At 69.9% G+C, this 19,053-nt stretch carries 18 protein-coding genes and 2 pseudogenes; 10 read left to right on the top strand and 10 right to left on the bottom strand.

The annotated features are described in order from the left end of the window. Nucleotides 1-396: 396 nt before the first annotated feature. From CYQ11_RS00650 to CYQ11_RS00640, 3 genes are all read left to right on the top strand, one after another. A complete protein-coding gene (locus CYQ11_RS00650; RefSeq protein WP_099198843.1) occupies nt 397-1,452 on the top strand; it encodes an alpha/beta fold hydrolase in 1,056 nt (351 codons plus the stop codon). Nucleotides 1,453-1,554: 102 nt separating this feature from the next. Continuing rightward, entirely contained in the window at nt 1,555-1,749 is a 195-nt protein-coding gene (locus tag CYQ11_RS00645; protein WP_099198844.1) for a hypothetical protein, read from the top strand. Between the two features lie 186 nt (nt 1,750-1,935). Beyond that, complete coding sequence (locus CYQ11_RS00640) at nt 1,936-2,496, top strand: CGNR zinc finger domain-containing protein (protein WP_099198845.1); 561 nt, start codon at nt 1,936-1,938, stop codon at nt 2,494-2,496. Nucleotides 2,497-2,584: 88 nt separating this feature from the next. Here the strand turns inward: CYQ11_RS00640 and CYQ11_RS00635 are convergent, their stop codons facing one another. Continuing rightward, nucleotides 2,585-3,547, bottom strand: a complete 963-nt coding sequence (locus CYQ11_RS00635; RefSeq protein WP_099198846.1) for an Lrp/AsnC family transcriptional regulator — start codon at nt 3,545-3,547, stop codon at nt 2,585-2,587. Here CYQ11_RS00635 and CYQ11_RS00630 point away from each other — a divergent pair. Beyond that, the gene (locus tag CYQ11_RS00630) at nt 3,515-5,173 is read left to right on the top strand and encodes an MFS transporter (protein WP_240003347.1); all 1,659 of its coding nucleotides are present in this window, start codon (nt 3,515-3,517) and stop codon (nt 5,171-5,173) included. The two genes, CYQ11_RS00635 and CYQ11_RS00630, sit on opposite strands and share 33 nt — an antisense overlap. A gap of 250 nt (nt 5,174-5,423) precedes the next feature. On the opposite strand, the gene CYQ11_RS00625 is transcribed toward CYQ11_RS00630, so the two are convergent. Both CYQ11_RS00625 and CYQ11_RS00620 read right to left on the bottom strand, forming a co-directional pair. After that, complete coding sequence (locus tag CYQ11_RS00625) at nt 5,424-6,464, bottom strand: vWA domain-containing protein (protein ID WP_099198847.1); 1,041 nt, start codon at nt 6,462-6,464, stop codon at nt 5,424-5,426. 491 nt (nt 6,465-6,955) lie between these two features. Beyond that, nucleotides 6,956-8,172, bottom strand: a pseudogene (locus tag CYQ11_RS00620) (PP2C family protein-serine/threonine phosphatase). A 200-nt stretch (nt 8,173-8,372) separates the two neighbouring features. Here CYQ11_RS00620 and CYQ11_RS30580 point away from each other — a divergent pair. From CYQ11_RS30580 to infA, 3 genes are all read left to right on the top strand, one after another. Beyond that, on the top strand, nt 8,373-8,495 hold the full coding sequence (locus CYQ11_RS30580; protein WP_275666346.1) for a hypothetical protein: 123 nt from the start codon (nt 8,373-8,375) through the stop codon (nt 8,493-8,495). Nucleotides 8,496-8,628: 133 nt separating this feature from the next. Further along, nucleotides 8,629-9,426: a GNAT family N-acetyltransferase gene (locus CYQ11_RS00615; RefSeq protein ID WP_099198489.1), complete on the top strand. Its 798-nt coding sequence runs from the start codon at nt 8,629-8,631 to the stop codon at nt 9,424-9,426. Nucleotides 9,427-9,622: 196 nt separating this feature from the next. Then, entirely contained in the window at nt 9,623-9,847 is a 225-nt protein-coding gene (infA, locus tag CYQ11_RS00610; protein ID WP_031165262.1) for a translation initiation factor IF-1, read from the top strand. Between the two features lie 231 nt (nt 9,848-10,078). Here the strand turns inward: infA and CYQ11_RS00605 are convergent, their stop codons facing one another. Continuing rightward, nucleotides 10,079-10,570: a DUF4188 domain-containing protein gene (locus CYQ11_RS00605; RefSeq protein WP_099198488.1), complete on the bottom strand. Its 492-nt coding sequence runs from the start codon at nt 10,568-10,570 to the stop codon at nt 10,079-10,081. Between the two features lie 80 nt (nt 10,571-10,650). Here CYQ11_RS00605 and CYQ11_RS00600 point away from each other — a divergent pair, with 80 nt between their 5' ends. Further along, entirely contained in the window at nt 10,651-11,286 is a 636-nt protein-coding gene (locus CYQ11_RS00600) for a MerR family transcriptional regulator (protein WP_099198487.1), read from the top strand. Between the two features lie 54 nt (nt 11,287-11,340). Here the strand turns inward: CYQ11_RS00600 and CYQ11_RS00595 are convergent, their stop codons facing one another. From CYQ11_RS00595 to CYQ11_RS30575, 5 genes are all read right to left on the bottom strand, one after another. Beyond that, complete coding sequence (locus CYQ11_RS00595; RefSeq protein WP_181143818.1) at nt 11,341-12,255, bottom strand: transposase family protein; 915 nt, start codon at nt 12,253-12,255, stop codon at nt 11,341-11,343. Nucleotides 12,256-12,322: 67 nt separating this feature from the next. After that, nucleotides 12,323-12,724 (bottom strand): hypothetical protein, encoded by a 402-nt coding sequence (locus CYQ11_RS00590; protein ID WP_099198486.1) that lies wholly within the window; start codon nt 12,722-12,724, stop codon nt 12,323-12,325. Nucleotides 12,725-12,855: 131 nt separating this feature from the next. Continuing rightward, on the bottom strand, nt 12,856-13,122 hold the full coding sequence (locus CYQ11_RS00580) for a YxzC family protein (RefSeq protein WP_099198485.1): 267 nt from the start codon (nt 13,120-13,122) through the stop codon (nt 12,856-12,858). A gap of 552 nt (nt 13,123-13,674) precedes the next feature. Continuing rightward, nucleotides 13,675-13,902, bottom strand: coding sequence for a hypothetical protein (locus tag CYQ11_RS00575; RefSeq protein ID WP_099198504.1), 228 nt, complete (start codon nt 13,900-13,902; stop codon nt 13,675-13,677). A 774-nt stretch (nt 13,903-14,676) separates the two neighbouring features. Beyond that, complete coding sequence (locus tag CYQ11_RS30575; protein ID WP_275666344.1) at nt 14,677-14,805, bottom strand: hypothetical protein; 129 nt, start codon at nt 14,803-14,805, stop codon at nt 14,677-14,679. Between the two features lie 286 nt (nt 14,806-15,091). Between CYQ11_RS30575 and CYQ11_RS00555 the strand changes: the two genes are divergently transcribed. Next, nucleotides 15,092-15,688 (top strand): hypothetical protein, encoded by a 597-nt coding sequence (locus CYQ11_RS00555; RefSeq protein ID WP_240003277.1) that lies wholly within the window; start codon nt 15,092-15,094, stop codon nt 15,686-15,688. Nucleotides 15,689-15,726: 38 nt separating this feature from the next. On the opposite strand, the pseudogene CYQ11_RS30840 reads toward CYQ11_RS00555, so the two are convergent. Beyond that, nucleotides 15,727-16,722 (bottom strand): annotated as a pseudogene (locus CYQ11_RS30840) (aldo/keto reductase). Between the two features lie 636 nt (nt 16,723-17,358). Between CYQ11_RS30840 and CYQ11_RS00545 the strand changes: the two are divergent. After that, nucleotides 17,359-18,981: a purple acid phosphatase family protein gene (locus CYQ11_RS00545; protein WP_099198483.1), complete on the top strand. Its 1,623-nt coding sequence runs from the start codon at nt 17,359-17,361 to the stop codon at nt 18,979-18,981. The last annotated feature ends 72 nt before the right edge of the window (nt 18,982-19,053 follow it).

The following is a 19,053-nucleotide window of genomic DNA, read 5'->3' as shown; positions in this document are numbered from 1 at the left end:
GGTCGGTCATGACGTCAGAAGGTTCTGCGCGGCCTCGCGCAGTGTCGCCCTGACGGGACGGGGGACATCGAGACATCCGCCCACCATGGCTCCGTCCCGCAGGGTGACCAAGGTCCGGGCCACGCGCGCGGGATCGGGGTGACCGGCGTCACGGACGCCCTGGCTTAGAGCCCGGAAAGGATGGGGTGAAGCGTCGGTTTCGGACAGTCTCCGGTGGTCAAGTTCCCCTGGCGTGCGCAAACTTGGCGTACGTCACCTGTTTGACCGGTGACGCATGCTGTGCCACAGTCGAGTGGCACGCCCACGGCGGTCATCGGAACCCCTGTGCGTGCGGGATCTCCTGCGAGGCGCAGAACGGTCGCAGGCCGGCACTTCGAGACGCGCGGAGGGCTTCAGATGATCAACAGGCGTACGTTCGGCAAGGCGCTCGGCCTGAGTGCCGGGGGCGCCGTCGCCGCACCACTGTCGGGACCCGCGCATGCCTCGGCCGTGACAGGGCGGCGGGACGCTACGGCCGCCCCGCCCGTGGCCGGTCCCGGCGGGTGCACCGGGTTCCCTCCGCTCAAGAAGGTCAGGGCCGGTCTGCTGGAGGTCGGCTACGCCGAGGTGGGGCCGGCTCACGGGGCGCCGGTCATCTGCTTGCACGGCTGGCCGTACGACATCCACAGCTACGCCGATGTCGCACCCCTGCTGGCGGTGGAGGGATACAGAGTGATCGTTCCCTATCTGCGCGGCCACGGCACGACGCGCTTCGTCTCGCCCCGGACCTTCAGGAACGGGCAGCAGTCGGCCCTCGCCCTCGACATCATCGCCCTGATGGACGCGCTGGGGCTGGAGAAGGCGGTGCTTGCCGGGTTCGACTGGGGAGCGCGGAGCGCCGGCATCATCGCGGCGCTGTGGCCCGAGCGCTGCAAGGCCCTGGTGTCGGTGGGCGGTTACCTCGTCGTCAGCCTTGAGGCGAACCTCCAGCCGCTGGCGCCGGCGACCGAGCGCGCCTGGTGGTACCAGTACTACTTCTCCACCGAGCGGGGCCGGATCGCCATGGAGGACAAGGGCAAACGGCACGACCTGACGCGGCTGGTCTGGGACACCGTGTCCCCGACATGGCACTTCGACGACGCCACCTTCGAGCGCACGGCTGCCGCCTTCGAGAACCCGGACTACGCCGCCATCGTGATCCACAACTACCGTTGGCGGCTGAGCCTCGCCGAGGGAGAACGGCGCTACGAGCCGTACGAGAAGCGGCTCGCCGCCCGGCCGGCCGTCGTCGTGCCGACGGTGACGCTCGACGCCGAGCGCGACCCGTTCACGGTTCCGGGCGACGGGTCCGCCTACCGGGAGAAGTTCGAGGGGCCGTACGACCACCGCACCCTGAAGGGCGTCGGCCACAACCTGCCGCAGGAAGCACCCGAGGCGTTCGCCCGAGCCGTCGTCGACGCAGACCGGCTCTGACGGGCGGTACTGCCGGTCGCTCCAGGAGCTTTTGCTGGATCGTTCGGCGCTGCGGGAGAGCCGGGCCGCGCGCAGGACCACCGAGGGAGTGGGAGGAAGACGATGCAAGACCGCAGCACACAGGACGGCGGCTCGGCGATGCGCCGGGCGCGATTCGGCGCGTTGCCGGAGCGGATCGCCTACGAGGACCTGGTCGAGGTGAAGGCGGCCTCACCGAGGGACCCGGCGCGAGGCACCTACAACCCCGAAGGGGTGAGCAGTCTCCTCTCCTGCCTGGCGTGGGACCTGATGCTCTGACGCGCACCGTCCTCCGCCGGACGGGCCGCGCCTCTGCTACCCGGAACTGCTCGGCCACCGCGGGCCGTGACCGTGGCGGCGGCCCTGACCGGGCCGCGAGATCTGGCTGAACGCCAAGGAGAGAGGGCCCCGCCCCAACGTCTGACGATCCTTGCGAGCACCGTAGTCACCCGCCAGGATGGTGACGTGAACATGGATCACGTCTTTGTGTGCGGCAATCCGGCCCTGGACTTCGCCGCCACGCTCCGGGCACGCCGAACGGTGCGATTCGAGATGTTCGCGGCACCCGACCGCCTGGACGCGTGGTACGTGGAGTCCGGCATGGTCGACTCCGTCTCGCCCGCCCGGCAGGCCGACGTGGTGCGGGCGACGACCGTACGGGAGGCCGTGTACCAGCTGATCACGGCGCGGCGCCTCGGCGTGGACTTCGACGACGAGGCGCTGGCCGTGGTCAACGACGCGGCCCGCCAGGCTCCCGCGGCACCGCAGCTGACTCACTCGGGCCGCTGGACGTCGGCAACCCAGCGAGAAGCACTGTCCACCGTCGCCCGGCACGCGGTGGAACTGCTCAGCGGCCAGGACGTGCCCCTGCTCAAGGAGTGCGGCAACCCCGAGTGCACCCGCGTCTACATCGACCGCTCGCGCGGCAAGCGGCGGCAGTGGTGCGGCATGGAGTCCTGCGGCAACAAGATCAAGGCCGCCGCGTACCGCGCGCGCAGGAAGACCACCGTCACCTCCACGGGGTGACCGCGATTCCCGTGGCCGTGCCTGCGGTCAGCGCGGTGCCGTCGGCGGGGTCGACGAGTGAGCGCTCATGGGCGGCGTGAGCGCGTCTTCACGCGGTGGGGCGCGCGTTGAGGTGGCCGGCTGCTTTGAAGGTACGCAGGACGGGTGCGGTCTCCAGGGTCTGGATCTGGGGGAGGGCGCCGAGGCGGCGAGTGAGGTAGCGGTGGAGGTCGGTGGGGGTGGCGCACAGCGCTTGTGCGAGGAGGTTGGTGGGGCCGGTGGTGGCGACTACGGCGGCGAGTTCGTCGTGGGCGGCGAGCGTGTTCGCGACATGTTCGAGGTGGGCGGGTGGGACGGCCATCCACAGGAGTGCCTGGGTGGTGATGCCGTAGGCGGCGGCGTCGACTTCGACGTCGAAGAAGAGCCTGCGGCAGGCGCGGAGGGCGTTCAGGCGGCGTGCCACTGTCGCCTGTGTGGAGCCGGTCGCTCGTGCGAGGTCGGCGTAGGAGGTGCGGCCGTCGTGCCCCAGGGCATCGATGAGGATGTGGTCAGCGTCTGTCAGCGGCGCGGAGCGGACTTCCTCAGGTAGCGCGGGTTGAAGCAGCCGTTGCTGAGAGGGAGTGAGGGCCTGTGTCCGACCGCGCCAGGCTGTCGGTCCGCCCAGGTAGGTGTGGAGCAGGCAGTGCGCGGACACGGTCGTGATCCCACGGGTGCGGGGGAGCTTGTGCAGCACGGGCGGGTGCACGCCTTGCGGAGCCTGAACGATGGCGAAGATCTCCGTGCCCGCGGAGGTGAGCTTGACCCAGGAGGTGTCGGGGCGGCGGGCCAGCGACTGGGCGAGTGCCTCGGAGGCGCCGGGGGTGGCGCAGATGCGGACGATCCACTGCGTCCGCCCACCCTGGGCGGGGTCGGCGAGGCCGACCACGCGCAGCCCGGCCTCGGTACGGAGGCGTTGGTAGCGACGTATGACGGTCTGTGTGGACACGCCCAGAACCTCGGCGACCCTACTGAACGGCGCCCGGCCGTCGATCTGCAGGGCTTGGACGAGACCCTGCTCCACATCCTCCAGCACAGGAAGATCTTCTCACTCATGTCGAGCTTCCTGGAACAAAACATCGATCTTCAGGGCCTGGCTAGGACGGTCTGCGGCGGGGCGCCGACTCTTGCTCGGAACGGGCCGAGCGAGAAAGGGAAGATCATGCTGCAAGAAGCCTTGTCCATCGAGGGGGTTCACCGGTGGCGATGGTGGGCGCTGATCACGCTGCTGGTCGCTGAGGCGATGAACCTGCTCGACTCGACGATCGTCACGGTCGCGGCTCCGGTCATACACGCCGATCTCGGCGGTCCCGCTTCCGAGGTCCAGTGGTTCAACGCCGCCTACACGCTGCCGTTCGCGGTGTTCTTGATCACTGGCGGCCGGCTGGGGGACCTGGCCGGGCGGCGTCGGATGTTCACCGCCGGAGTCACCGGCTTCGCCGTGGCCTCTCTGGCATGCGCCCTGGCGCCTTCTGCCGGACTGCTCATCGGTATGCGGGCGGTCCAGGGGGCCGCGGCAGCCCTGATCATTCCGCAGACGATCGGTCTCATCCGCAGCATGTTCGACGGCGCGGAGCTGGCCAAGGCGATGGGCAGCATCGGCCCGGTGATGGGCCTGGCCGCGGTTCTGGGACCGGTGCTGGGCGCCTTTCTCACACACGCGGACCTCTTCGGGTCCTCATGGCGGGCTGTCTTCCTCGTCAACCTCCCCTTGGCGGTCGCGGTGCTGGCCATGGTGCCGCTGCTGCCTGGACGGAACGCGGCGGCAACTGCTCGCCCCCTGCGGCTGGACGGGGTAGGCACGGCGTTGGCCGTCCTCGCCACCACCTTGATCGTTTACCCGCTCATCCAAAGCAGCACAGTCGGCTGGCCGGCATGGAGCTGGGTCGCCCTCGCGGCCGGTTGCGGTCTGCTGGGGCTCTTCGGCCTCCACCAGCAGCGCCGCTCTCGAGCCGGCCGCAGCCCGCTGGTCGAGGTCAGCCTGTTCCACGACCGTGGCTTCCCCGCGGCGCTGGCCACCTCGACACTGTTCTTCGCGGTCATGAACGGGCTGATGCTGGTCATCGTGCTCCAGGTCCAGTTGGGGCTCGGACGTGGCGTACTGGCTGCCGGGCTCACACTGCTGCCCTGGTCCGCCGCGATGGCCCTCTCCTCCTGGATGGCGGGCACCCGCCTGGTGCCCCGCCACGGCCGGAACGTGATGTTCGCCGGCCTGGCCGTGATGTGCGCCGGACTGATCGCCGCCACCATCGCCTACCGGACAACACCGCCCCACACCTACCCCTGGCCCCTGCTCGGGGCGCTCGCCGCGGCCGGTATCGGCAACGGGCTGTTCACCGTGCCCTTCTTCACCACCGCGCTCTCGCGCGTCAGGCCCCACGAGACCGGCTCGGCCGCCGGACTGCTCAACGCCGCGCAGCAACTCGGTGCGACCTTGGGCACAGCGGTACTCGGCACCACCTTCCTCCACACCCTGGACGCCGGCACCGAACCCGCGGGCAGCTCGCTGGCGGCGGCCCAACTCGCCTTCTGGATCGCTGCCGGACTCCTCGGGCTCACCGCGGTGACCGCGCTCGCCATGCTCGGCCGTCATCTTCCGGCACCGGATGGGGATGAGCGGCCTCTGCAACGTCTTACAGGGGCCTCACATGATCAACCCTGACGTACTGCCGTTGGTTCCCTCAGAGTGCGAGCCCGGACTGGTGCAGGTGCAGGTGCAGGGCGAGCACAGACGTCTCGACGATGCCTTTCGTCTCGTCCTCCTGGCCAACGATGGATCGGTCCCCCGGGGCCGGGGCGCGGCGAGGGTGCCGTAGAGGAGCGCGTTGCCTCAGGTCGCGAGCTGTCGGCCCGGTCGATGTGCTGGACGCGAGGGAAGCCCCGCCAGTCGGGCTGGCGGGGCTTCCAAGGCGTCAGATCATAAGCAGGAGCCGCGTGTGCGGTACCAGCTTCCGGTTCACGCTGGTGCTTTGCACGAAGATCGTGAAGTCGTCGTTGTGGTCCGGCTTGACGCGGGCTTCCGCGTCCGGCAGGCCGAGCAGAGCTCGGGCCTGCGGTCCCGTGTATACCCGGTCGGTCTTCTTTTCCAGCACCGCGATCTGCTTCCGTGCCTGGATCTTCTCCGATTTGCTCAGCTGGTAGAACGCGCAGCCGGTACGGTAAGTGTGTCCGCATTCGATGACCCATTCCCGGATGGCCGCTTCGCGGGCCACGGGAATCAGCTGGTACTCCGACGGATTGACAGGGGTGAGACCGGCTGCCTCGATGGTGTCCTTGTTGACTGCCTCTGCGCCCGTGGAGAACACCGCCCGCGATCCCCGGATGCCCTGGGCGCGGCCCACCATGAAGTTCTCGGTGGCCTGTTGGATGACGTGCCCGGCGTCCTCCAAGCCCTGGGTGCTGGTGGCGTCCCAGATGGCGATGTTGTCCTTCGGGAAGCCGCACTGCATGGCTTCGCGCTTGCCCATCTGGTCCGGGACAAGGACGGCCAGCGTCCAGTTGTCCTCCTGCGTCGCGATCAACTGGGCCACGGCCTGTACTAGTTCACGCGGGTTCTTGGTAGAGACATCCGGGCAGTGGTGGCTTGCGTTCTCCTGCCCGTCGGTCAGCACGAACGTCAGGAAACTGTGGTCGCCGTACAGTTGAGCGGTCTGCGCCAGCTCTCGCTGCGACTTGAGGGTGGCCGCCAGGAGAGCCGTCATTCCACCGACCCGGTACAGCTGCTTCAGAGACGGCATCCGCAGCACGTCCTTGTCGTAGATGACGCACTCCACCTTGTCCGCGAAGACGTACACCGTGACGCGGGTCTCCTGGTCCAGTTCCTTCGACCGGCGGGCCAGATACGCAATCTGCTGGTCGGCGACTTCGATGACCTTGCGGCTCAGGTGCGACATGGACGAACTGGCATCCAGCACGAGGGCAACGTGGTTGATGTAGTTCTGGTTTCCGGACATGACGGCTCCCCCTCTTTCGCGGACTCGATGCTCCTACCTTCGCACCCACCACTGACAATCGGTCTTGGCTCTCGGACCGGACCGCCCGCTGGACGCGTCGCCGGGCCCACGTACGACCCGCGCCCTCACAGCCCGTCAGCCGTCCCCCGCCCCGGCCAGCGGGCCGACCGCAGTCGGCCCACCGCGGAGACGCCGCGGGCCTCCGCCGGTCTCATGGCCCCGGCGCCCACCGGCCCGATGCCCACCAGCCCGGCGCCCACCAATCACGCGACCGTGCAGGCCGCCGGCCCGGCTGCCGCGGGGGAGTGTTTGGCCCGTCGCCCGAAGGCGTTCCTGCGGAAGGGCCCGGCCGGAGTGCCGGTGTCGGCGGTCGCGTCGGTCGCCGGGGCGGCTCGCCGGTGGTCCTGGAAGGGCCGGTCCTGGAAGTGCCAGCCAGGTACCCGGCCTGACTGAAGGCGGTGCCGGGCGTAGTAAGGCTGGTGCCTACCGTTTCATTGGTGCTGCGGGCGCCATTCGAAGAGCTGGATCGTCGCGTCGTCGCGTAGTTGGTTGCGCTGGTAGTCGAGGATGGCGTGGATGAGCAGACGCAGAACCTCCGCGGGGCGTTGGCCTGCGGCGGAGGAGCGGATGATGAAGTCGGTGAACCGGTCGAGGCCGAACTCCGCTCCGTCCGCGTCGCGGGCCTCCACGACACCGTCGGTGTAGAGCAGGACGCAGTCGACCGGTTCCAGTGTCGTCTCGTGGACCTCCCGGGCCGCCGGGGCGAGTTGGCCGACCAGTCCGATCGGCGGTTGCGGGGGGCTGTCCAGCGCCCCGTCGAGCACCCGCTCGGCACGGATCAGCAGCGGTGCCGGGTGACCGCAGTTGACCCAGCGCAGCACCCCGGTGAGCGCGTCGAGCCGGCACAGCACGCCGGTGCAGAAGTGGTCGGGCAGCCACTGGGCGAGCGCCTGATCGACGGAGCCGACGACGTCGGCCAGGTCGCCACCGCCGCGGCGGGCGTTGCGCGCCGCGGCCATGGCGACCGATGTGGTCAGGCCGGAGGTCAGATCGTGACCCATGGAATCGAGGATCATGGTGTGCAGGATGTCCTTGACGACCGAGTGGTCGAAGGCGTCACCGGCGACGTCGTACGCCGGTTCCAGGACCGCGGTCGAGACGCACCTGCTGCTGCCGATGGTGTGGGATGGCAGGAACGCCCGCAGCATCTCGGTCGGCAGCCCATGGTCGCGGTGCGGGTGCGGGCAGCGAGCCAGTCGCTGTAGGCGCGCTTGGAGGTGATCAGCATGGCCAACAGATAGGCCAGCATCCGGCTGCGACGCAGCCGCACCCCGTCGAGCCAGGCGGTCTGCACCGCCAGCACGCCCAGCCGCTCCGCACCGTCGACCAGGGGCAGCCAGACGATCACGCCGTCGTCGGTGTCGGCCACGCGCGGGGAGAGAGTGCGGTACGCCCAGCCGGCCAGTGAGTGTTCCACCGGCAGGGTCTCCGTGGCCTCGTCGAGCGGGATGAGCAGCTGTTGTTGCAGGTCGACCAGGTAGATCAACGCGGTGCCCAGGCCGAGGGCCGAGGCGCACCGGTTCGCCAGGCCGGGCATTTCGACCGGCAGGGTGGTCTGCGCCTCGATGATCAGCTCTTCCAGCCGGTTCTCGTCGACGGCGGTGTCGGGGCCGGGGGGCTCGAGCGGTGGGTCCGGCACGTGGATCACCCCTTCCGTTCCCAGTCTCACACCGATCCCGGCCTCTCTCAGGTCGGGCACGGTGCGTGGGGTGTGGCCGCGGCGGGGGAGGGGGAGCTGAGCCCGACGGGGCCCACGTCGTGCGCCAGCCCTGCGATCAGCCGGCCTTCGTCGGCTGCTCTTCTTGGACCGTCGGAGAGCGGTGGCGTGATTGTCCTCAAGCGATCGACGTGATCGACGTGATCCACGTGATCCACGTGACCGAGGTGACCGACACGATCGACGATCCTCGCGGTCGCGGTAAATGGGTTGGGCCGCCCGGCCCCTGGCTGATAGCGTCCGGTCAGCCGTGAGAGAACGCACAGGAGGTGAGACCCATGAAGGCTGTATCCGTATGGGTGCTCCCCCCTTTCGTCACGGTGGGCGATTGACGTCAGGTGTCGCCGGGGAGCGCCTCAGAGAAGGCATTCCCGAAAGGCAACACCTATGAACCCTTTGCATTCCGCCTCGCACACGGGCAACCACGAGGTCGTGGTCACGCGGGTTTCCGACACGCAGTGGCACGCCGTCGAGGACGACCGGGTGGTCGGCAGTGGCGACGCTTCGCGCCGACCCGACGGGCGGCTCTTCATCAGCGTCGACGCATGGCACGGCGCGGTCTTCGACCACATCGCCGACGCGATGCTGGCCGACCTGCCGGCACCGCTCCACACCGTCGTCGACGAGGCCGACCACGACTCGAGGTCCGCCTGGGAGCGGGCCGGCTTCACCACCGTACGCCGCGAGTGGGGCTACCTCGTACCCACAGACCCGCGCGTCACCCGTCTCGGCTCGGTGCGGCTCCCGTCGGGCGTGACGATCGTGCCCGCCGGCGAGGCGGAGGAGGACCCGCTGCGCGCCCTGGACCGCGTCGTCCGCGACGAGGTCGAGGCCGCCGCCGGCTGGCGGACGATGCCGGCCGAGGTGCTGCCCCGCCCGGCGGGGACCACCCTGGTCGACCCGTCGAAGTACGTGGTGGCGCGGCACTTCGACCAGTACGTGGGCCTGGTCCGGGTGACGCCGCTGCCCCGGCGGCCACGGATCGGGCTGATCGCCGTCCGGGCGGACAGTCACCGTCGCGGCATCGCCCGGGCGCTACTGGCCCACGTGCTAGGTTCGCTTCATCGCTCCGGGACCGCTTCGGCATGGGCCGAGGTGGACGAGTCCAACGCGGCGGCCACCGCCCTGTTCGAAGGCATCGGCGCCCGCCGTGCGGGCAGCACCCTGGAGCTCGTCCGCCGCTGACGCTCCACCACACCGCACCGGGCGATTCAGCCGGGCCCGAAGCGGGCGCGGGGACGGCCGCTCCAACGGGCGGTCACCGGCTCGCAGTTATCAGTGGTCGGCTGCGTGCGCTGGCCATCAGTCGGCACCGCGCCCGGCCACGCACCGTATTCATCTCTGCCGACGACACCGTCGAGAACGAAAGAAGTGAGAGACCATGACGAAAACATCGGGGGGCGTGGAAGTCGAGGGCACCGTCGTCGAGTGCCTGCGCAATGCGACCTTCAAGGTGGAGCTCCAGAACGGGCACACAGTGCTCGCCCACATCAGCGGGAAGATCCGGAAGAACTACATCAAGATCCTCCCGTACGACCGGGTGCTCGTGGAACTCAGCCCCTACGACCTCACCCGCGGCCGTATCCGCTACCGGTACAGGGCGTAGCGAAGGAACGGGCCGGGCCAGGGACCTCCCGGCCCGGCCCCGCCGTGTGGCCGAATCCATGACGAGCGTCGAGGCGAGGAATCCCACCCGTGGGAAGCCGCCGGGGACCCGCCGTCATCAGGCTCGACTCGGTGCCCGGTCCGTCCGCTCGGGCGTGGGGAGCGACGTGCAGGTTGTGGGCTGGCCAGGTCGCATCGCACACCTGCTGCCCCTTTGGCCAGAGGATCGCCGCTAGACGGCCCCGCTCGCCATCCGCTGCGCCGCCCGCTCCCCGCGCCGGCCCACGGGCTCGACTCCCCATGCCGCGCCCAGACCGGCCGGTGGCATGTCGACGTAGACCGACTCGTACGAACCGGCCGGGACGACGTACGTCTCGTGCCAGATCCCCACGCCGCCCTTGCTGTCCCGCACGCGGCGGTTGAACGCCGCCCACGCGGGGCGATGCTCCCCGCCCTGGTCGGAGGCGTAGGCGAGCAGCTTCTCCCTCGACTCCCAGTACTGCACGGCGCCGTACACGCGGGGGCCGCCGCGCAGCCCCCGGAGGCCCAGCAGCCCGCTGCCTTCCCGTGAGAGCTCCTTGAGCATGCGCGGCATCGCGGTCAAGACCGGCAGCCAGTGGCGTACGGCCCGCCAGCGGTTGATCCGCATCCCGATGAGGAAGACGACGACCTCGCCCTCCGCGGCGGCCGTGACTCGTCGCTCGGATATCGGTGCCATACCCATGAGACTCTCCGTCCCCTCATTGGATAGCGTCGCTATCCATGCTTGGATAGTGCCACGATCCAATAGGAAGGTGCAAGAGCATGCGGTTGGCGGAGCTGAGCGAGCGCAGCGGTGTGTCCACCGCCACGATCAAGTACTACCTGCGTGAAGGGCTGCTCCAGCCCGGGCGCCGGGTCTCCGCCACCCAGGCCGAGTACGGGGAGGGCCACCTGCGGCGGCTGCGCCTGGTGCGGGCGCTGATCCAGATCGGCGGGGTTCCGGTGGCCGCCGCGCGCGAGGTGATCGCCGCCGCGGAGGACGAGTCGCTCGACCACCACCTGCGGCTGGGCGCGGCGACCCGGGCGCTGCCCTGTGCCGAGGGGCCGGCCGAGGACGACCCGGCGGTGGAGACCGCCCGTCGCTCGGTGGAGGCGCTGCTGGAGCGGCTGGGCTGGTCCTCCGGTCCCGGCCTGGACATGCTCGATCCCGCCCACCGGCGGCTCGTCGACTCGGTCGCCGCGCTGACCCGGCTCGGCTACCCCTGCGGTACCGAGCAATTGCTTCCGTACGGGCAGCTGGCTGCGCAACTGGCAGTCACCGACCTGGACATGGTCGAGGAGCAGCCGACCCCGACCGGGCAGATCGAGGCGGCCGTCGCGCTGACGGTGCTCTACGAACCGGTGCTGCTGAGCCTGCGGCGCATGGCCCACGCGCAGGAGTCGGCCCGGCGGTTCTAACGAGTTGGTGCGTGATAGCGGGTGAGATGTATTTAGCCTGGTCGTGGCCCTTTTTCAGGCGTTGATGCTGCGGTCGGAGACGAGGCCGGCAATGGCGCGGTAGGTGTCGGGCAGGCGGTCGCGGCGATGGGTCCAGCGCATCAGTTGCTTCCAGCGTTTGTGATCGGCCAGGGCGTGTTCGAGGGTGATGCGGTCGGAGGAGTGCCCCTGGCGGTCGCGTTCCCACTGTTCGACTCTGCCGGGCAGTGCTCCGGGCCTCGGTCTTCTGGGCGGTGTGATCGCTAGCTCGCGGTGGTCGCGGCTCAGGCCGAGGTAGCCGTCGTCCAGGAGGACCTCGACGTCGGGAAAGTGCTGGAAGCACACGGCGATGCCCTCGGTACGGGCGGCCGTGGCATCGTGCATACGGCCAGGCCGCAGGCTATCGGTCCATAACGTGCGGCCCCGCCAGTCAGCGATGACGGTGGCCTTCATCGTGTTCTGTTTCTTCTTGCCCGAGACAAACGCGCACCAGCCACCACGCCCGGCCGGTGGGCGGCGGACCTGGATCTCAGTGGCGTCCAAGCGCAGCTCGATGTCCTCGGCATGGGCGTAGGCGAATACATCTGCCAGGGTCCGCAGCCGCAGGCCAGGACGGTCGGGGACCGCACATCCACGCTCGGCAAGCAGGATGCGAATCTCGCCGATGGCCCGGGTGACAGTGGAGCGGTCGACACCGAACAGCAGGGCGAGGACAGCATGCGGCAGATCGTGCCGCAGGTGGATCAGCGTGGCGACCAGCCGGTCAACGAACACCAGTTGGTGACGGGCTCCGGCTCCCGCAGCCCGCTTCCTGGCCCCACCTCGTGCAGCATGACGGCGGCCCCCGAGCCCGGCCTGCCACGGCACCGCCAACTCCTCCACCAGGCACGCGAAATGACGCCGAGAGAGCCCCGTAAACAGCCGATGCGCCAGCACCGCCCGATTGACCATGATCGCCACAGCCGGATCATGCCACCAGCCAGGCACGACGCCTCACCCGCTATCACGCACCCACTCGTTAGCCGAGCCGCGCGGTTCTGCTGGCAACGAGTCGGCTGTCGGCGAAACCCTCCACGCGGGCCGATTGAGCGGTGGAGGTGTCGGGGATGGTGATGTCGGCCTGGCCGTCGGTGAGATCGACGGAGTTGCGTGGGCGCTGGTCGACGTAGACGTCCAACCGGTCGATGTTGGTGGCTTGGACCTTGAGCCGCAGAGCACCGTCGGTCATGGTCGCTTCCGTGATGGCCACAGGGTGTGGCGTCAGGCCCTTGAGAACCTGCCCGGCGCGCTCGAAGAGGTCGGAGTTGCCCTCCAGCAGGTCCCGGCGGGTCATTCGGTAGGGCACGTCCGGGGTGATGCCGAGGTCCTCCACCGGCGTGCCGGAGTTGGCGCCGACCCGCAGGGTACGGCGGATCGCCAACCGAGCCGGTGCCTCTGCGAATGATCCGCAGTAACCGCCGGCCTCCGTCATCATCGATCTCACGAACCCGCACCCGTTCAACCATGCGCACCGCCTGGCAGTGACCGGAACGGCAGACGGCTTCGACTGCGTCACATCGTCCGGCGCTTCCTCAGCTCGGCAAGCCGTTCGCTTACCTGCTCGTCGTCGTGCAGGTAGCTGCCGCTCTCGTCCACCGGAAGATCGATTCCGTGGAGGAGACTCAGCGCCCACCAGGAAACGTCGTCCCAATCGAGCCAGTCGTCGGTCACCCATCGCCCGGCCCAACGGTCGACCTCGTCTCGGGTCAACCGACCTTCGACAATTGCAACGAAGCGGTCTTCGATCTCATGAAGAGTGGGCCGGCGGCTGGCATCCATGCCCTGACCGTACAGGCAGGGCAAACGTTGGCTGATGCGGCACCAGCCTGAGCCATGGGGCGCCCCCGTTTCTGCCGACCGACGACCCCGCTGCGGCGTTTCCCGGGCCCCATCTCTCAGCGATCCAGACGGAGACGGGTTCCTGATATCCGCAAGCCCTCGAAACACGATCGTTCTCCACTCCGACAACGCGCCAGATCTGCTGCCCGACCTTGAGGGGGACCACGCAGGCTGCTGCGGCTTGCACGGCCACGACGGACTGAACCGACTGTGCCCCTGTGGGGCTTCGGTGGGAACAGAGATCAGCGAGTGCTACCCCCCCGTACGAGCTTCACCTTGACCCGGTACGGGTCCATGCCCGAGATGCGACACGTGTGTCTCTCGCCGGGGCCAACCGCTCGAGCAGCGTGCGGGCCGTGCCGACCGGTCAAGGTGCCTGGGGCGGCGCTCCGCACCGGCCTTCGGACACCCTGGGCAGTCCTCCCCTTCTGGAATCGCCCTGGGGCCGAAACCCGTCACCGGGAAGCAGCGTCGACGGAACGAAGCGTCTGCCTACTTGTCCGCCCGCTCGGCGCAGACCGACCGGATCTCCTTCAGCAGCTCTGGGTAGTGCTCTCCGTACGTGTGCAGCGCATGCCACACCGCGTCCAGTGCCGCTTTGAGCGGTTCGGGCTCGGCGGCGGCGAGCACGGCGGGGAGAGCGAAGTGCGGCTGTGAGATCTCTCCGGGGACGTGCGGCGTGCCGGTGGGGTGTACCAGCAGGGCGGCGGTGTGCCTCATGTCTGCGGGTGACGTCAGTCTCTCGCCGCCGGACACCGCCGGTACGAGGCTGCCCGATAGCCGGCCAAGTTCGTACCGCCTCGCCCCGTCGTCTCCCGACTCTGAGGCCGGGACCCACGTCCACCCGGCCGGTGGCGGGGGAAAGTATGGCGGTCGCTCGGGGGCATCGCCCCGAGCACCGACGGCCCCGGTACGAGGGGGGTGGAGCGCAGGGTCTCCCACATCCGGGCTGCGTCGTCGAACGGCGGCGGAAGCGGATCTCCCTCCGCCAACTCGGTGAGCGCTTGGGCGACCCACGACACAGCGGTCAGGCCCGCCGCCTCGCATGCCCGCCGCGCGGCCAGCAATGCCACTGCACGCTGGACCTCGGGACCCGCGGCATCGAGGGCGTGCACCAGGTCGCTGTCGAAGCGCAGCAGACCCAGGACGTTGCTCCCGCGGACTCGGCGCAGCCTCTCACTCGGCAGCCTTCCGCCCCACTCCCACCTCTCTCGTAGTGCAGTCGCCGTTCCTCCGCGGCCCGTACCTCGTCCGTGACCGGCCCGTGCACAAAGAACCCCCTTGTCGAGGACGGCCTCGGAAGTCCCTGTCGGATAGGCCGTCACCTGCCTCGCATCATGCCGCAGGCCACTGACACGACAGGGCCGCCGCCGCGAGGCCGACGGTGACGTCGGTGATGAAGCGGCTGACGGCGCGCTGAGCTGCTACGGACACCTGGCCCGGGAACAAGGTGATGGCCCGCCTCGGCGCCGTCACCCGCACCTGGTTCCACATTCAGCCCTTGGAGTCCGGATGCGCGGCCACCTTCGGCGGGCCGACGACGTCCGCGGCCGGGCGGAGCCGGCGGAGTGGGAGCGCGTCGAGCAGCTGCTCGCCGCCGCGGCGCCGGGCCCGAGCGGGCATCGGTGCTTCGGCGTCACAACCCGGCTCCTCTCGTCGCATCGTCGGACGTCCATCCAGACACGGCGCACCGGCGAACCGTGACACCGCGCCGCAGGGATTCCGTTCACAGCAAGGGCGCTGTTCTGTGCCTCGGTAGAGTGACCGCCGTGAAGTCGAAGATCGCGTCAGTGCTCATCACCATTACGGCCGAATGCCCCAAGGGCCCGGCCTCGAAGAGCCCCGACGAGGGGGAGAGGCCGTCGGGCTTCCCCCAGGCAGTGCGCTTCACCGGCGCCGGACCGCGGTCATGCTGACGTTGACGCACCAGGAGTGGGACGCGGCGGCACTGCGGCTGCTCGGCGACCCCTACGTCTTCGCGGCCACCGGACCCCGCCGGCACGAGGACTGGACGCACGACGTCCTCGCCGTGCTGCACCGGGAGGTCCCCGACCCCCGCGGCCGGGTCCGGCTGGACATGGACCGCACCAACACCGCCCGTCACGAGCTCCCCGCCTACCCCTTCGACCCCCCGGCCGCGGGGGAGATGCCCGGCCTCCTGTACCGCCTGGAAGCCGAGGCGGCGGTCGCCGCGCTCGCCGTCATGAGCGAGGAGTGGCAGGCGGAACCCGCCCCCGTCCGTACTCGCCCGGACCGGGAAGCCGTGCTGGCGGCCGCCCGGATCCTGCTCGGCAGGTACGGCCCCGCCGCGCAGTACTGGACCAACGCGACGGCCGCCGCTTCGGACCCCGCCCCGGACTTCGTGGCGGCGGGCCTGCAGGGCACCTGCTCCAACACCTTCCTGACCTCCGCGTACCTCAACGGCCTCGACCTGTTCCACGACCTCGGCCTGATCGCCGTGTCCGGCGACGAGGTGGGGGTCTTCTGGTCGATCGGGGCGTTCTGACGCCCGGTGCCCCGGCCGACCCGGTGCCCCGAGCCGGTTCAGTGCCCCAGCCGGCTCAGCGCCTGCTCCGGGTAGCGCCCGCCGGCCACCGCCTCGGCGGGGACGGCGTCGCCGATCCGCGCCAGCTGCTCCGGCGTCATGACCAGGTCCACGGCCGCAGCGTTCTCCTCCAGGCGGGCGAAGCGCCTGGTGCCGGGGATCGGAATGATGTCGTCGCCCTGGGCGAGCAGCCAGCCGAGGGCGGCCTGCGCGGGGGTGCAGCCGATCTCTCCCGCGACGGCTTCGAGGGCCCGTACGAGCGCGAGGTTACGGTCGATGTTCTCGGCGGAGAACCGGGGCCAGCGCAGCCGGTTGTCCCCTTCGGACAGCTCGTCGCGCGAGGAGACGGCGCCGGCGAGCATGCCGCGGCCCAGCGGGGAGTACGCCACCACGGCTGTGCCGAGCTCCCGGCAGGTCGCGAGCATCTCCCCTCGACCACGTCCCGGGTAGCGAGGGAGTACTCCATCTGCACGGCGCTGACCGGGTGCACGGCGTGGGCGTCGCGCAGGGTTCCGGGGCTTACTTCCGACAGGCCGAGGAAGCGCACCTTGCCGGCGGAGACGAGCTCCGCCATGGCCCCCACGACCTCCTCGACCGGGACCTCGGGCGAGCGGCGGTGGACGTAGTACAGGTCGATGTGGTCGACGCCCAGCCTCTGGAGCGAGGCGTCACAGGCCCTCCTCACGTGCTCCGGCGAGTTGTCGACCCGGTCCACCCGTCCGCTGACCGGGTCGTGCCGCAGCCCGAACTTCGTGGCGAGGAAGAAGTTCTCGCGCGCCCTCCCGCGCAGCCAGCCCCCCAGAAGCTCCTCGTTGGCCCCTTGCCCGTAGGCGTCCGCAGTGTCGAGGAAGGTGATGCCAAGCTCGGCGGCGCGGTTGAGGGTGCGCTGTGTCTCCGCCGGATCGGCGGGGCCGTTAGGCGACGGACATGCCCATGCACCCGAGACCGATGGCCGAAACGGTCGCACCGCTGCCACCGAGTCTGCGGTTCTTCATGGCTTGCTTCTCCTCACGTGTCCCATGGGATCACTGCCCGCTGCCCTGCCCCTGTTTCACCAGGGCGGAGTAGGCGCGGCCCCCCGTCGAGCCGGGGGACCTCACTCGCGTAGGCCACACCTGAAGGGACGAAGGTCGTCACGGCCGGTGGCTCCTCGGGTAGTTCGACCTCCCGCATCTTCGCATCGATCGCCGCCGCCACGAGAGCCGGGACTGTAAATCGTTGGCTCTGGCTCACACTTCCGGGATGCTGTTGGCGATCTTCGGGTCCTGGTCTGAAGTCGTCACGGGGTCTGGGCATTTAGCGCGGTATCGGCTGTGGCGATACAGGGGGCCGGGGCGGGCATCGGAGGCACGCCTCGGTTTCCGAAGGTCGCTACGTAACGCCCGATGCCGTGACCCCCGGCGAGGAAGCAGCCCTTCGAACCGGTGCCCGTCGATACGGTCGACACGGTGCGGTGGCCGGACACCCTGGTCATCCCAGCGTGCGGGGGTGACGTTGCCGGTGGTGGGTGCGGCGCGAGGCGGACTGCGGCCCCCGGGGGGCACCCGGAGCACAAAATCGTCGTGGGCAGATCAAGTATTGATCGTTTACAGTGCCAAGGATCATCAACTCCCCAGGGAACAGGGCGTTTCATGACGATCACGCGTAGGTCCGTACTCAAGGGCTCGTCGGCCGCGGCCGCCGCCGTACCGTTCGTCACCAGTGCCGCCGGGGAAGCCGCCGCTTCCCCTTCGCCGACGACGCCCGGGCCGCTGCTGCAAAGCCGGCCGCACCGGCTGGGCGCGCCCGGAGTGCTGGGCGTCCACCTGCAGTTCGGCTCGGACCCGTCCTCGGAGATGACCGTCTCCTGGATCACCCCGCAGTCGGTCCGCAGGCCGCAGGTGCGGCTCGGTTCTCCCGAGGGCGGGCACGGCGGCCGCCTCGTCGAGGCCGAGACGCGCACCTACCGGGACGGGCTGTCGAAGGAGGAGGTGTACGTCCACCACGCCCGGATCACCGGCCTGCGCCCCTCGGCCACGTACCTGTACGCGGCCGGGCACGACGGTGCGACCCCGGAGACCGGTTCGTTCACCACGGCGCCGCGCGGCCGCGCCGCCTTCACCTTCACCAGCTTCGGTGACCAGGCGACGCCCAACCTGCGCCGGGTCATCCACCTTCCGGACGGTGTCCCTTCCCCCGTCAACCGCTTCCCGCTGCACACCAGCAGCCAGGTCGGCTCGCCCGCCTCGGCGGACATCGTCTCCGCCGTCGAGCGGGTCGCCCCACTGTTCAACTTCGTCAACGGCGACCTGTGCTACGCCGCGATCGCCGGCGCGTGGGGCACGAGCCGGGCGGCGACCTGGGCGGACTGGTTCATCAACAACAGTCGCTCCACCCGGCTGCGCCCGTGGATGCCCTGCGTGGGGAACCACGAGAACGAGAAGGGCAACGGGCCCATCGGCGCGGCCGGCTACCAGACCTACTTCGCGCTGCCTTCCTCGTCCGCCTCCTCCGACGAGGAGACCCGGGGCATGTGGTACGCGTTCACGGTCGGCGCGGTCCGCTTCATCAGCCTCGCCAACGACGACGTGGCGCTCCAGGACGGCGGGGACACCTACATCAGCGGTTACTCCGGCGGTGCCCAGCGTCGCTGGCTGGAGCGCGAGCTGAAGGCCGCGCGGGCGGACCGGGGCATCGACTGGGTCGTGGTGTGCATGCACCAGCCGATGATCTCCAGCCACCGCAGCGCCGGCAGCGATCTGGGGGTGCGCCGGGCCTGGGGTCCGCTGTTCGACGCGTACGGGGTCGACCTGGTGGTCAGCGGGCACGAGCACCACTACGAGCGGTCGCACCCGGTGCGCGGCACCCTGCCCAACGAGGCCCGCACCCCTCTCCCGGTCTCCACCCGCACCGACCTGATCGACACGGGCAAGGGCACCGTTCACATGGTCATCGGCGCGGGCGGCAACATCGCCACAAGCCAGGACGACCTCTTCGACACGCCCCAGGCCCGCGTCCTGGTCGGCCTGAAGGACGACAAGACCTCCTCCGGCCACCGTGAGCCGGTGTGGATCCCCGAGGAGGCGCCCTGGGCCGCCGTCCAGGACCGCAAGTACAACCGCGGCTTCGCCGCGTTCGACGTCGATCCCGGCGACCGCCGCGAGGGCCTGACACGGATGCGCGTCACCTACTACACGTTCGACGGACCCCACGGCGACCTGACACCCGTCGACACCTTCACCCTGCAGCGCCCGCGTTCGGACGCGCGCCACTGAACCGACCGGCACTGGCAGGCCGGACCAGCGGCCGGGAGACCTCCCACAGGGCCCCGGCCGGGCACTTCGGAG

Origin of the sequence: Streptomyces cinnamoneus, from assembly GCF_002939475.1 — a bacterium.
Classification (GTDB): Bacteria; Actinomycetota; Actinomycetes; order Streptomycetales; family Streptomycetaceae; genus Streptomyces; species Streptomyces cinnamoneus_A.
Note: the sequence above shows the minus strand (reverse complement) of the source record. Positions and strands in the feature narration are given on the sequence as shown.